We start from the raw sequence: 11,885 nt of genomic DNA, 5'->3' as shown, positions 1-11,885 counted from the left end.
GGCGCAATTACCCCCCCCCCGCAACACCCCTGCGGGCGGGGGGCCCGCGGCCCCCCACTACACCGGATCAGGCGTCGGCCATCCCGCTGTCCGCCACCTGCTTGCGCAGCGCGGCCAGCTGCTGGCGCAGGGTGTCGTTTTCCAGGGTCAGCGCGATGATGCGCTGGCGCAGCTCGGCAGGGCCTTCGCCCAGGGCGTTGAGCGCATCGGCGATCTCGGCGGCGCGGCTGGGGTCGGCCTCGGCCTCGCCGTCGGCACTGTGCAGCACCTCCTGGACCGGCTTGCGCGGCTTGCGCTTGGACTCGCGCACGCGCTTGGCGGCCTGCTTGAGCTCGTCCTTGCCGGCGGCGGCCGCGGCGCGCTGCTCGTCTTCGGGCAGATCAGCCACGGCGGCTGCGGCGCTGATCGAGATCACACCGGTCTTGACCGCTTCCACCAGCTCCGGTGCGGCCTGCTTGTGGATGCGCTCGATCATCGTCACCTGGCTGCTGCTCAGGCGCGCTTCGCGGGCCATGTCGGCGCGGCTGACCTTCGGCGCGGCGGCCCACGGCGGGCTGTCTTCGTCACCGGCATCGGCCGGCCCGCTGATCTCGCCGTCGCTTTCCTTCTGCAGCTGGGCCTGGTCGGCGCGGTGGCGCTCGGCCAGGATGTCGCGCTTGCGCAGCGCCAGCACGCCACGCTGGAAATCGGAGACGCTGCGGCGCCCCAGGTGCTGTTCGATCATCCACAGGTGGACGTCATCCATCGACTGGAAGCGGGTGTTCTGGATCGTCTGGAACGGCAGGCCGTGCTTCTGGCAGATGCCGTAGCGGTTGTGGCCATCGACCAGTACCTCGCCCCACAGCACCAGCGCATCGCGGCAGCCCTCTGCGAGGATGCTGCGCTCCAGCGCGTCGTGCTCGTCCGGGGTCAGCGGGTCGATGTAGGCCTTGAGTTCTTCTTTGACGACAATGTCCATGCAATCCGGTACGCGAGCGAAACGTGACCGACCATTGTAAGGATCGCGGCGGTCGCCGTCGTCGCCGGCGGATTCAGCCTCAGCCGGTGGCGCGGACCATCTCGCCCAGTACGTCCACGATCCGGTCGATATGGCTGCGCTCCAGTATCAGCGGGGGCGACAGCGCAATCACATCGCCGGTGCAGCGCACCAGCAACTGGCCATCGCGGAAGCAGCGCTCGAACACCTCGTAGCCACGCGCGCCGGGGGCGTCCTTGCGCGGCATCAGCTCGACAGCACCGATGAGCCCAAAATTACGGATATCCACCACATGCGGCAGCCCGCGTAGGCTGTGCAGTCGCTCCTGCCAGTAGTCGCCCAGCTCGATGGCGCGCTCGAACAGATGCTCTTCGGCGTAGGTATCCAGCGCCGCCAGGGCCGCTGCGCAGGCCAGCGGGTGGCCGGAATAGGTGTAGCCGTGGAAGAACTCGATGGCGGCCGGCGGCCCCTGCATGAACGCGTCGTGGATCGCATCGCTGGCCAGCACCGCGCCCATCGGCACCGCGCCGTTGGTCAGCCCTTTGGCCAAGGTCATCAGGTCCGGGGTAACCCCGAAGCGCTGCGCAGCGAAGGCGTTGCCGACCCGTCCGAAACCGGTGATCACCTCATCCAACACCAGCAGGATGCCGTGCTGGTCGCAGATCTCGCGCAGGCGCTGCAGGTAGCCCGGTGCGGGCAGGATCACCCCGGCCGAGCCGGCGATCGGCTCGACGAACACCGCCGCGATCGTGGACGCATCGTGCAGTGCGATCAAACGCTCCAGGTCGTCTGCGAGTTCGGCGCCGTGGCGCGGCAGGCCGGGGCTGAAGGCATTGCGCTCCAGATCGAGCGTGTGGCGCAGGAAGTCGCTGCCGGCCAACAGCGGCCCGAACGTCTTGCGGTTGTTGGGCAGGCCGCCGATCGACAGGCCGCCGAAGCCCACGCCGTGATAGGCCTTTTCGCGGCCGATGAAGCGGGTGCGGTGGCCCTCGCCGCGCAAGCGGTGGTAGGCCAGCGCGATCTTCATCGCGGTGTCGACTGCTTCGGAGCCGGAGTTGGTGAAGAACACATGGTTCAAGCTCGCCGGTGCCAGCGCAGCGAGGCGCTGGGCCAGCACGAACGGCAAGGGCGAGCCCATCTGGAACGGTGGCGCGAAATCCAGCGTGGCCGCCTGCTGCTGGATCGCCTGCACGATCCGCGGCCGCGCATGGCCGGCGTTGCAGCACCACAGGCCGGCCGCGCCATCCAGGATCGGGCGGTCGTCGATGTCGTGGTAATACATGCCCTCCGCACGCACCAGCAGGCGCGGGGCGGCCTTGAACTGGCGGTTGGCGGTGAATGGCATCCAGTAGGCGTGGAGACTATCCGACTGCGTGGTGGCCAGGACGCTGAGCGGCGGGGTCGGGGAGGGCATCGCAGACTCCAGAACGGCGGCGGTTGGTCCGACTGTAGCGTAGGGGCGCTCCGATCTGTCGTGTCGGACGACGGAAAATGAGCAGCAGGTTCAAGTGCCTCTCGGCGATTCCGCAAATGATTCACAGACGGAGTGGTTCGTCCGGCTTGAATCCAGATAAAAGCGGTGAACTGCTGCAGTCTGCACAACAATCGAGAAAAGGGGTGACGCCACCGCGGAATGAAGCGCAGGTGGATCACAAGACGCCGCGCGCAGCGGGTGGAACAAATGACCCAAAAAAACGCGCAGGTCCTGTCGAGGAAAGAAAACATACAGAAATCGGACAAAATAGAATGAGCAAGTTCAGTCAAGTTGGCCCAGCAATGGCGGCGATCGTTCGTGAGCATATTGCGAAATCAGGGGCGGTGATACTATGCGCAAATCGCGAGGTTCCAGAGGAACCCGCAGATAGCGGTTGGCAATTCTCTTGTGGTTCGATGGATGAAAATGTCGATGGCGCGGAGGTTTGGAGTGTTCGTGAGGTTCTGGATGTCGCGCCAGAGTTGGAGGTCTTTATCAATCTGCCGCCAGGTGTTGAGCTGAGTCGTGCTGGACCATCCAGCTTGTGGATTGCCACCAATACCGATGATCCTGTCAATGAGTGAACCGGGCAGTTCTTTGCATCGCTGAGGTGGGTGGCGGTCCTGGTGTGCCGCCGTGTAATCCATGTGAGTGATCCCGTGAGCATTGGAGCGATGATGCTGAAGAAGCTGCTCAAGACCTTCGCGATGATGGGGATTGCGCTCGCCATGGCGGCTCCCCACGCTCAGACGACGGTGCGCTACCTGCATACCGATGCGCTGGGTATGGTGGTGACGAAGACGGATGCCAACGGCAACGTTTGTCGAGCAGACTACGTTCGAGCCGTACGGGGCGACGGTGGTCGGCGCGGTGGCTGACGGCCCGGCGCGCCTTGTGAATAGCCCGGTGATAACTAAACATATGTGCAAGCTGAATGATTTTGTAGCAGGAGCGGCTGATAAGGGCTCTCCAGCGCCTCCCGCATCTTCGGCGGGTTTGGCCGGGGCGGCCGTGGGTGAGCGAATTGAGAGTATTGGCGGTGAGTAGCAACAATGAAGACGGTTAATAGCCTGTTTGGTGTAATGTTCATTGTTTACGGGTTGTGTTTGATTTTTGGAGTTGGCGGCCAGCCTGGATTTCTCAAGGTAATTGACTTGTCAATTGATCCGGTTGGGTTTGGTGCCTTCTTCTTGCTGCTTGGAGTATGGATTGTGATGAACGATAAGAGGGGGGGCGCTTGATCAGACTGCTGTGGAAGTACTTCACTTCAATCTTGTTGATCTTATTCGGCTTGTCAGTCCTGATTGCTGATGCTGACAAGCCATACTCTGAGACAGTTCCGATAATTCTTGGTTCCTATCAAACCATTGTCGGGGCTGCTCTCCTGTTCGTTGGATTTTTGGTGGGATTCGCAATCCATCATTACTCAGGAGAGAGTAAGTGAGAGGGTGATCCCTCCGCTTTTAGCGGTCGCCAAAACTGGAACTACGCGCCCAGTGCAATCCTCTGCATTGGCGTGATACCGCCAATACTGCGCCGGGCCACACAACACGGAGCACGGCAACTGGCGGCCCCCGGCTACGCACACCCGTCTCACGTCATCCCGTGATGGCGCCGGGTATAACCTGGAACGACCAGACTTCTCAGATAAACCCAAACCGCCACCACCTCGTGACGACCTAAAGCGTTGAGAATGCACATGACAGGTTATCGAAGAATTTCTTTCAGATTGGAGAGGGATGAAGGCGGATATCCGCATTCTGATTACGAGCGACTGTGGATGGTTCCACTTCCTATGGGACAACGATGGGGACTTCGACAAGGCCAAAGCGCAAGTCGACAGGCAACATGCGACGGACCTTAAGGTGGCCGAGACAATTGTTGACTTCACGGCTGTGGGGCTAGTGAAAGATGCTGTTCAAGTGTCCGTTAAAGTTGCTAACGGTGAAGATGCTTTGGGGCAGGGAACTGGCTCTGTAACGGGTGAAGTAGCGGGTCAGGTGACGGAGAGAATTCTGGGCGGGAAAATAGGTAAAGGTGCTGCGCAAGCGGTTGGCGCCGTAGTCGGGAAAGCTGTCGGGGATACCGTTGAGGCCACAGTTGATCGATCTCGCGCTGGCAATTTTCCTGGTGTCTCAGCAGTTGGCAACTCAGACCCAGTGAAGCCATCCGAGCCTATAAATCTGCGTGACAAGCGATAATTTTGCCTTGAGTACGTTATAGGGTGAGCGCCTTGAATATTTCTAGAGTTATGTTGTTTGCGATTGTTCTTCTAGTACTGCGGGTTATTGTCAGTGCCGTGTTCGCCAGTCCAGGAGGGAGCGAAGACCTTACTGCGCAGCTTCTTCTGAGGCATTCGCTTGGCTATTTGTTGGACGCGGTCGTTGTGCTTGCAGTATTTGCGAGGTTGGCGCGAGTGCAGGTGCAGTCGCCGTACATTCATGCTTTTTGTGTAGTAGCGCTTCAAGAATTGTTAGGCTTTGCATTGCTGTTCGCAATTGGTGGGACTAATCCTGAGTCTCCGCTCTGGTTGCTGGATTGGACGGTCTTGGGGGTATCGGTTTTGCTGGGTACAGAGTTTGGGCGGCGTCGGCGTGTCATCGTCGAAAAGAAGGCAAAAAGCAGAGGTGCGTTGACTGGCCCCCCATAAAGCGCCTTGCAGCGACACGAAGCCCGCCGCGCAGGGGTGTCTGTTGTCGGTTTGGCCGGGATGGGCAGTGCGGCAAGTTAGGCGTGAGTGTTGCTCTGGCGATGATTCTATGTGCATATCGCGAATATTTCATGGGGCGCAGATGGCATTTGGCAGTTCATTGCAGAGTAATAACTAAATATATCGATGGCGCAGAGGTTTGTCGTTTTCACGAGTTTCTTGCTGTTCCGCCGGGCGTGAATGCTTCCCAGTCTCCGGCCATGTGTGGAACTGAGTCGTGCTTGACCATCCAGCGTGTGGATCGCTACCGACACGAATGGTCCTGCCAACGAGTAAACGAGCCAGCGCTTTACAATGCTGTGGCGGCCTCCCACCGCCCGACGGCGGTGTGCTAGCTGCATGCCTATCCATGACGTACGGTCGTCGCGAAGACGAAGAAGGCCAATGGCAAGGTTGTGGAGCGGACTGCATTCGAGCCGTGTAGGGACGGCAACTGGCGGCCCCGGCTACGCACACGCGCCTCACGTCATCCCGTGACGGCTACGGGTATAACCGCCTTACCCGACTGAGTGGATGAGGACGACGCCGATGACCACCGCACGCACCCGCGACGACTGGCAGCGCCAGGCCGATGCACTGACCTTCCAGGGCCAGGCGTTCATCGATGGACGCTACGTCGACGCGGCCAGCGGCGCACGTTACGACTGCATCAGCCCGATCGATGGCCGCGTGCTGGTGCAGGTGGCCGATGCCGATACGGCGGACGTCGACCGGGCGGTCGCGGCGGCGCGGCGCAGTTTCGATGCGGGCGACTGGTCGCGGGCTGCGCCCTCTCATCGCAAGCAGGTACTGCTGCGGCTGGCCGATCTGGTCGAACAGCACGCCGATGCGCTCGCGTTGCTGGAGACCCTGGATATGGGCAAGCCGGTACGCGATGCGCGCGAGGGCGATCTGGCCGGTGTCGTGCGCTGCCTGCGCTGGACCGCCGAGGCGGTGGACAAGGTGTACGGCGAGGTTGCCCCGACCGCGCTGGATACGCTGGGCCTGATCACCCGTGAGCCGGTGGGCGTGGTGGCGGTGATCGTGCCGTGGAACTTCCCGCTACTGATGGCAACGTGGAAGATCGCGCCAGCCTTGGCGGCGGGCAATTCCGTGGTGCTCAAGCCCTCCGAGCGCTCGCCGCTGAGCGCGATCCGGCTGGCCGCGCTGGTGGCCGAGGCGGGGGTGCCCGATGGTGTCTTCAATGTGCTTCCCGGCCATGGTGAGCGGACGGGCGAGCCGTTGGCGTTGCACATGGATGTGGATGCGCTGGCGTTCACCGGGTCTACCGCCGTGGGTCGCCGGTTGCTGCAATGCGCCGGGCAATCGAATCTCAAGCGCACCTGGCTGGAGTGCGGCGGCAAGAGCCCGAACCTGGTGTTCGCCGACGCGCCCGATCTGGACAAGGCTGCGCAGGCGGCAGCCACCGCGATCTTCTACAACCAGGGCGAGGTGTGTACGGCTGGCTCGCGTTTGCTGGTCCAGCGCTCGATCAAGGACGCGTTCGTTGCACGGGTGCTGGCGCATGGCCGGCATATGCAGCCGCAGCATCCCTTCGAGCCGGACGCCGCGATGGGCGCACTGGTCGACGAGGCGCACGCCGGGCGGGTGCTGGATTACGTAGCACGTGGTGAGGCCGATGGCGCGCGCCTGCTGCTGGGGGGCAAGCGGCTGGAGGTGGTGCCCGGTGGGAGCTACGTGGAGCCGACGGTATTCGATGAGGTTGATCCGCAGCACACCATCGCCCGCGAGGAAATTTTCGGGCCGGTGCTGTCGGTGCTGACGTTCGATCATGAAGGCGACGCCCTGCGCATGGCCAATGATTCGATCTATGGGCTGGCTGCTGGCGTATGGACGCGCGATCTGGGCCGCGCACATCGGGTGGCACGCGGGCTGCGCGCGGGCAGTGTGTGGGTCAATCAATGGGATGGTGGCGACATGACTGCCCCGTTCGGTGGCTACAAGCAGTCCGGCATCGGCCGCGACAAATCCCTGCACGCCTTCGACAAGTACACCGAGCTCAAGGCGACCTGGATTCATCTGGGCGGCTGACGCCGCTCAGCAGTCCTGGCTGTGGCGAATCAGCGACTCGCGCAGCAGGTCGCGATCCATTTCATCCACGGCGTTGCGCAGGTAGTCGATCTGCTGCCGCGTCAGGCGGCACGGGTCCACCGTGTAGCCCGGGGGCCACGCGCCGATCAGCTGGAAGATGCCGTGCACGATCTGCTCCGGGGTCATCCCGGCCTTCATGCGGAAGCGCTTGGGTTTGGGCTGGAATGCCGGGTGTACCTCGCGGTTGCCCAGCACGCGCGGAACCAGCAAGGCGGCATCGATGCCGTTGCCCATCAGCGAGCCCGGCACGCTCAGGTCCAGTGCGGCGCGTGGCGCCTGCGGATCCACCGCCGCAGCATGTGATGCGATGGTGGGCGTGGCCACGCGTGGCGCAGGCAAACGCTGCGAGGCGGCGGGCTGCGGCATAGGGGGCGCGGGAGTCGCCAAGGGTGGGGGAACCGGCGCAGGCAACGGCCGCGGCAGCCAGTACACCGCCAGGCGGGCGTCCTCCGCGACGCCACCGGGCTGCGGTGAACGCAGCAGCACGCCCAGCATCAGCCCGTGCACAACGATCACCACCGCGATGGCGGCCGGCTGCGCCCAGCGCGAGGGGGCGGTACTCTTCCGTGAGGCTGACATCCGGGACCGTCCTGGTGGGGTGACCGCGGTCAGACCCTGCGGTGCCGGGGAAGTTCCTGCCCGATGCGCAGGCCGCCGAGGCGGTCACAGGCTGACAGTCTCGTCTGCAACCATTGCGGCAGCCAGCGGAAGGCCGTGGCAGAATCCGGCAGCTGCCTTTTTCTGCGTACCCGATGTCCACACCTGCTGTCGCCCCTGTCGTGAACTCTCCCCGCCGCATCCTGCTGGCGAGCCTGATCGGCACCACCATCGAGTTCTTCGATTTCTATATCTACGCCACGGCGGCGGTGCTGGTGTTCCCGCACCTGTTTTTCCCGGAGAGCAGCGATGGTGCGGCGATGCTGCAGTCGCTGGCGACCTTCGCGGTGGCCTTCATCGCGCGGCCGGTCGGCTCGGCGGTGTTCGGTCACTACGGTGACCGCATCGGGCGCAAGGCGACGCTGGTCGCTGCGCTGCTCACGATGGGCATCTCCACCGTGGCGATCGGCCTGCTGCCCACGCATGCCAGCATCGGGTTGGTGGCGCCGGCCCTGTTGGCGCTGTGCCGCTTCGGCCAGGGCCTGGGGCTGGGTGGGGAGTGGGGCGGCGCCGTGCTGCTGGCCACCGAGAATGCGCCGCCCGGCAAGCGCGCCTGGTACGGCATGTTCCCGCAGCTGGGCGCACCGCTGGGCTTCCTGCTTTCGGCCGGCATCTTCCTGCTGCTGGGCCGCGCGATGAGCGAGGCCGACTTCCTGCAGTGGGGGTGGCGCGTGCCGTTCCTGGCCAGTTCGCTGCTGGTCGGCATCGGCTTGTGGGTACGCCTGAACATCCACGAGACCCCGCAATTCCAGGCCGCGCTGGACCGCAACGAGCGGGTCAAGCTGCCGATGTGGACGGTGCTGCGCGAACATCCGCTGACGCTGGTGCTGGGCACCCTGGGGGCATTCGCCACCTTCGTGCTGTTCTACCTGATGACGGTGTTCACCCTCGGCCATGGCACCACCGTGCTGGGCTACTCGCGCGAGCAGTTCCTGCTGCTGCAGATGGTCGGCATCCTGTTCTTCGCCGCCGGCATTCCCATTTCAGCCTTGTATGGCGACCGCTGGGGCACGCGCCGCACGATGATCGTGGCCAGCGGCCTGATCCTCGCCTTCGGCGTGGTGTTCGCGCCGCTGTTCCAGGCCGGCAGCCCGTGGCTGGTGCTCGGGTTCCTGGCGCTGGGGCTGTTCCTGATGGGCCTGACCTACGGCCCGTGCGGCACCTTCCTGGCCGAGATCTACCCGGTGCAGGTGCGCTATACCGGCGCCTCCTTGTCGTTCAACCTGGCCGGCATTCTCGGTGCCGCACCGGCGCCGTATGTGGCCACCTGGCTGGCCGAGCGCTATGGCCTGGTCGCGGTGGGCTATTACCTGTGCGTGACCGCACTGGTCACCATCGTTGCCTTGCTGGCGATGGGGCGGCGCGGGCGCTGATCAGCGGAAGAAGCGCTTGAGCGTGCGGCCCAGCCAACTACCCTGCTGGTGGTCGCGCGCGAACTGGTTGAGGTGTTGTTTGACCTGCGGCGCGTACGCCTTGTCATCGCCACGGATATGGTTGAACAGCCAGCGCGACAGCATCGTGCGCAGCTCGTCGGTGATGTCCTCACCGGCCTGGAAACGCAGCCGGTACTCGCCCACGCGCTTGCCGAAGATCTCGTGCACACGCTTGTGCGCCGAACAGAACGGGTACCCGGCTTCCTCCATCAGTTCTTCTTCGAAGGCGAAGTGGGACATCGTGTAGTCCACCAGTTCGTCGATGACCTCGGCCACGGCCAGCCGCTCCAGGCTCTTCTGGGCGACGTGCAGGTGGTTGAGCATCTCCACGATGCGCATGTGCTGGTGATCGATGACATCGATACCGATGTTCAGATCGTCCTGCCAGACCAGAAGTGCCATGGTGCGTTCCCCGCGCTGTTCAACTGGGGGCGACTCTAGGCAGTCGCGGCCGGGGCCGCGTTGATCTCGATCAAGGCGCCAGGGCAGGCTCGCGCTGGCGTGGGCCGGTTGCCACGGTAGCGCAGTGGACGCGATTGCGGCCGCCGGCCTTGGCCAGGTACAGCTGCCGGTCGGCCTCGGAAATCAGCCGGTGCAGGGAATCGCGCTGCGGCCGCAGGCAGCACAGCCCGATGCTGACCGTCATGCGCAGGGTGGTGTGGCCCAGGTCGACCTCCAGCGCGGCGATGGTCTGGCGCAGTTCGTCGAAGTACTGCACGGCCTGCACTTCATCCATGCCCGGTACCAGCAGGCAGAACTCCTCGCCCCCGAAGCGTGCGATCAGATCGTCCTCGCGCGCATGCTGGGCCACCGCTGCGGCCACCGCGCGCAGCGCATCGTCGCCGGCCTCGTGGCCATGGGTATCGTTGATGTGCTTGAAGTGATCGATGTCGATCATCGCCACCGCGACCTGTTCACCGTCCAGGTGCAGCTGCGGCAGCTGGCGCTGACTCTGCTCCAGGAAGCAGCGACGATTCGGCAGGCCGGTCAGGAAATCGCGGGTGGCCAGGTCCTGTAGCGTGCCGATCAGCTCGAGCTGATCCACGTTCTGCGAGACGCGGCAGAAGAACTCCTCGCGCGAGAAGGGCTTACGCAGGAAATCGTTGGCGCCGTTCTTGAGGAAGCGCGGAATCAGCGACGGATCGGTATTGCCGGAAATCCCGATCACGGCGAGCTTGTCGCGCGAGCGCATCGTGCGCAGACGGCGGGTGAATTCCACCCCCTCCATGCCGGGCATTTCCTGGTCGACCACGGCCAGCCGGATCGCCGGGTGGGCCTCGATCGCCTTGAGTCCCTCGGCACCGTCGGCGGCCTCGTAGACGTCGTGCCCGTACATGCGCAGCAAGGAGGCGGCGTACATCCGTGCCGACATCGAGTCGTCCACCACCAGCGCGGCAATGCGCCGGTTGCGCTCCAACCGCTGCACCAGCCACACCAGATAATCGATGCTGCCCGGAGTGTTCTTGAGCACGTAATCGATGATCTGCTGCTGCAGCACGCGCTTGCGCAGATCCTCGTCATACACGCCGCTGACCACCACCGTGGGCAGCCCGCGCGACAGGAAGTAGTCCACCACGGTATCGCGGTCGCCATCGGCCAGCACCAGCCCGGTCAGGACCAGGAACCAGCCCTGTTCCTCATCCAGCAACCGCCCGGCCTCGGCCAGGCTGGTCGCCACCGAGACCGGCAGCTCCAACCGCTGCTCGATCGCCTCGCGCAGCATGCTGGTGAACGTGCGCGAGTTTTCCACCAGCAGGATCCGCTGGGGCAGGGCATCACCGGGGTCGCTGAGAACAGCGCCCTGCAACAGTGCCGGCATGAGGCGTACGCTCGATTCCGAGTGGGTCGGGACTGGTAGCGGCCGTTTCACATGCAACTTTAGGGGGAGGGGGTGCCGCGCAATGTCGCAGCCTCCGCCTGGCTGCCGTGTGGCTCGTCGTCCTGTGCTGGCGGCTCAGGCGGTCCCCGTTTGCTCGATGGACGTCCGCTTACGGTTACTATCGCTGAAGTTCCCCTCGACGTTTTAATCAGGAGGTAAATGTGCGCATTCCAAGGATTGTGGGTGTTGTGGGTGTTGTGGGTGTCGTTATTCTCGCGTCGGTTCCGATGGTTGGAATGGCGCAATCGGACGGACACGGAACTCCTCTGGCGAGAAGTGGACTGGGTCAAGCGCAGCCAATGGCTGTCAACCTCAGTCAGGATCCGAACTGGCTCGTGTACGGATTCCAGCGTGACGGTATCTCGTACTTCCAGGTAAATGATCTCGCCGGACGCGTACAGCTGATTATCGGAAATACCGATGATGTGTTCTGGACACTGCCCGCCGGTGACGGCCGTGCTCGGGTGTCGTTGCCGACGCAGTACGTGCAGCATCCCACTAGCGCACCGAGGATTGAACTATATCGAGGACCCAACTTCTCGCTGGTACGCTATGGGCAGGGCGGCGACGCCGTGTGGGCTGTCGAAGCTGCAGATGAGCAGCACTAGAGACAGCTGACACGTTTGCTGTGACGTGCTGTCACCCGCAGGGTGACAGCACGTTGT

General features: G+C 63.7%; 13 protein-coding genes. 8 read left to right on the top strand and 5 right to left on the bottom strand.

Annotated features, from left to right (window positions below; translation table 11 throughout):
* Window positions 1-67 precede the first annotated feature (67 nt).
* Together QMX81_RS18885 and QMX81_RS18880 are read right to left on the bottom strand one after the other, a co-directional pair.
* The gene (locus QMX81_RS18885) at window positions 68-958 is read right to left on the bottom strand and encodes a plasmid replication/partition related protein (RefSeq protein WP_121041595.1); all 891 of its coding nucleotides are present in this window, start codon (window positions 956-958) and stop codon (window positions 68-70) included.
* A 79-nt stretch (window positions 959-1,037) separates the two neighbouring features.
* Entirely contained in the window at window positions 1,038-2,390 is a 1,353-nt protein-coding gene (locus QMX81_RS18880; protein WP_282263769.1) for an aspartate aminotransferase family protein, read from the bottom strand.
* Window positions 2,391-2,536: 146 nt separating this feature from the next.
* On the opposite strand from QMX81_RS18880, the gene QMX81_RS18875 reads away from it, so the two are divergent.
* The 6 genes from QMX81_RS18875 to QMX81_RS18850 all read left to right on the top strand — a co-directional run bounded on the left by QMX81_RS18875 (window position 2,537) and on the right by QMX81_RS18850 (window position 7,191).
* The gene (locus QMX81_RS18875) at window positions 2,537-3,034 is read left to right on the top strand and encodes a hypothetical protein (RefSeq protein WP_282263768.1); all 498 of its coding nucleotides are present in this window, start codon (window positions 2,537-2,539) and stop codon (window positions 3,032-3,034) included.
* A 93-nt stretch (window positions 3,035-3,127) separates the two neighbouring features.
* Window positions 3,128-3,328, top strand: a complete 201-nt coding sequence (locus QMX81_RS18870; protein WP_147433896.1) for a hypothetical protein — start codon at window positions 3,128-3,130, stop codon at window positions 3,326-3,328.
* Window positions 3,329-3,502: 174 nt separating this feature from the next.
* The gene (locus tag QMX81_RS18865) at window positions 3,503-3,691 is read left to right on the top strand and encodes a hypothetical protein (RefSeq protein ID WP_121041603.1); all 189 of its coding nucleotides are present in this window, start codon (window positions 3,503-3,505) and stop codon (window positions 3,689-3,691) included.
* Window positions 3,692-4,189: 498 nt separating this feature from the next.
* Window positions 4,190-4,651 (top strand): hypothetical protein, encoded by a 462-nt coding sequence (locus QMX81_RS18860; protein WP_282263763.1) that lies wholly within the window; start codon window positions 4,190-4,192, stop codon window positions 4,649-4,651.
* 32 nt (window positions 4,652-4,683) lie between these two features.
* Window positions 4,684-5,100: a hypothetical protein gene (locus QMX81_RS18855; RefSeq protein ID WP_282263761.1), complete on the top strand. Its 417-nt coding sequence runs from the start codon at window positions 4,684-4,686 to the stop codon at window positions 5,098-5,100.
* A gap of 588 nt (window positions 5,101-5,688) precedes the next feature.
* Window positions 5,689-7,191: an aldehyde dehydrogenase gene (locus QMX81_RS18850; RefSeq protein ID WP_121041605.1), complete on the top strand. Its 1,503-nt coding sequence runs from the start codon at window positions 5,689-5,691 to the stop codon at window positions 7,189-7,191.
* Between the two features lie 6 nt (window positions 7,192-7,197).
* Here QMX81_RS18850 and QMX81_RS18845 read toward each other — a convergent pair whose 3' ends face one another.
* The gene (locus QMX81_RS18845) at window positions 7,198-7,830 is read right to left on the bottom strand and encodes a hypothetical protein (protein ID WP_121041607.1); all 633 of its coding nucleotides are present in this window, start codon (window positions 7,828-7,830) and stop codon (window positions 7,198-7,200) included.
* Between the two features lie 173 nt (window positions 7,831-8,003).
* Between QMX81_RS18845 and QMX81_RS18840 the strand changes: the two genes are divergently transcribed.
* Window positions 8,004-9,281, top strand: coding sequence for an MFS transporter (locus tag QMX81_RS18840; protein WP_121041609.1), 1,278 nt, complete (start codon window positions 8,004-8,006; stop codon window positions 9,279-9,281).
* On the opposite strand, the gene QMX81_RS18835 is transcribed toward QMX81_RS18840, so the two are convergent.
* The gene (locus QMX81_RS18835; protein ID WP_121041611.1) at window positions 9,282-9,743 is read right to left on the bottom strand and encodes a bacteriohemerythrin; all 462 of its coding nucleotides are present in this window, start codon (window positions 9,741-9,743) and stop codon (window positions 9,282-9,284) included. It lies immediately after the preceding gene.
* Between the two features lie 70 nt (window positions 9,744-9,813).
* A complete protein-coding gene (locus QMX81_RS18830; RefSeq protein ID WP_121041613.1) occupies window positions 9,814-11,160 on the bottom strand; it encodes a diguanylate cyclase in 1,347 nt (448 codons plus the stop codon).
* Window positions 11,161-11,519: 359 nt separating this feature from the next.
* On the opposite strand from QMX81_RS18830, the gene QMX81_RS18825 reads away from it, so the two are divergent.
* Complete coding sequence (locus tag QMX81_RS18825) at window positions 11,520-11,828, top strand: hypothetical protein (RefSeq protein WP_259462167.1); 309 nt, start codon at window positions 11,520-11,522, stop codon at window positions 11,826-11,828.
* Window positions 11,829-11,885: the final 57 nt, after the last annotated feature.

Source organism: Stenotrophomonas sp. PS02301 (assembly GCF_029959485.1).
In the GTDB taxonomy this organism is placed as follows: Bacteria; Pseudomonadota; Gammaproteobacteria; order Xanthomonadales; family Xanthomonadaceae; genus Stenotrophomonas; species Stenotrophomonas maltophilia_Z.
Note: the sequence above shows the minus strand (reverse complement) of the source record. Positions and strands in the feature narration are given on the sequence as shown.

What these genes read in the sequence shown, in the direction of transcription:
- QMX81_RS18885 (WP_121041595.1), bottom strand. Translation starts at nt 958, where the DNA reads ATGGACATTGTCGTCAAAGAAGAACTCAAGGCCTACATCGACCCGCTG.
- QMX81_RS18880 (WP_282263769.1), bottom strand. Translation starts at nt 2,390, where the DNA reads ATGCCCTCCCCGACCCCGCCGCTCAGCGTCCTGGCCACCACGCAGTCG.
- QMX81_RS18870 (WP_147433896.1), top strand. Translation starts at nt 3,128, where the DNA reads ATGCTGAAGAAGCTGCTCAAGACCTTCGCGATGATGGGGATTGCGCTC.
- QMX81_RS18865 (WP_121041603.1), top strand. Translation starts at nt 3,503, where the DNA reads ATGAAGACGGTTAATAGCCTGTTTGGTGTAATGTTCATTGTTTACGGG.
- QMX81_RS18860 (WP_282263763.1), top strand. Translation starts at nt 4,190, where the DNA reads ATGAAGGCGGATATCCGCATTCTGATTACGAGCGACTGTGGATGGTTC.
- QMX81_RS18850 (WP_121041605.1), top strand. Translation starts at nt 5,689, where the DNA reads ATGACCACCGCACGCACCCGCGACGACTGGCAGCGCCAGGCCGATGCA.
- QMX81_RS18845 (WP_121041607.1), bottom strand. Translation starts at nt 7,830, where the DNA reads ATGTCAGCCTCACGGAAGAGTACCGCCCCCTCGCGCTGGGCGCAGCCG.
- QMX81_RS18840 (WP_121041609.1), top strand. Translation starts at nt 8,004, where the DNA reads ATGTCCACACCTGCTGTCGCCCCTGTCGTGAACTCTCCCCGCCGCATC.
- QMX81_RS18835 (WP_121041611.1), bottom strand. Translation starts at nt 9,743, where the DNA reads ATGGCACTTCTGGTCTGGCAGGACGATCTGAACATCGGTATCGATGTC.
- QMX81_RS18830 (WP_121041613.1), bottom strand. Translation starts at nt 11,160, where the DNA reads ATGCCGGCACTGTTGCAGGGCGCTGTTCTCAGCGACCCCGGTGATGCC.
- QMX81_RS18825 (WP_259462167.1), top strand. Translation starts at nt 11,520, where the DNA reads ATGGCTGTCAACCTCAGTCAGGATCCGAACTGGCTCGTGTACGGATTC.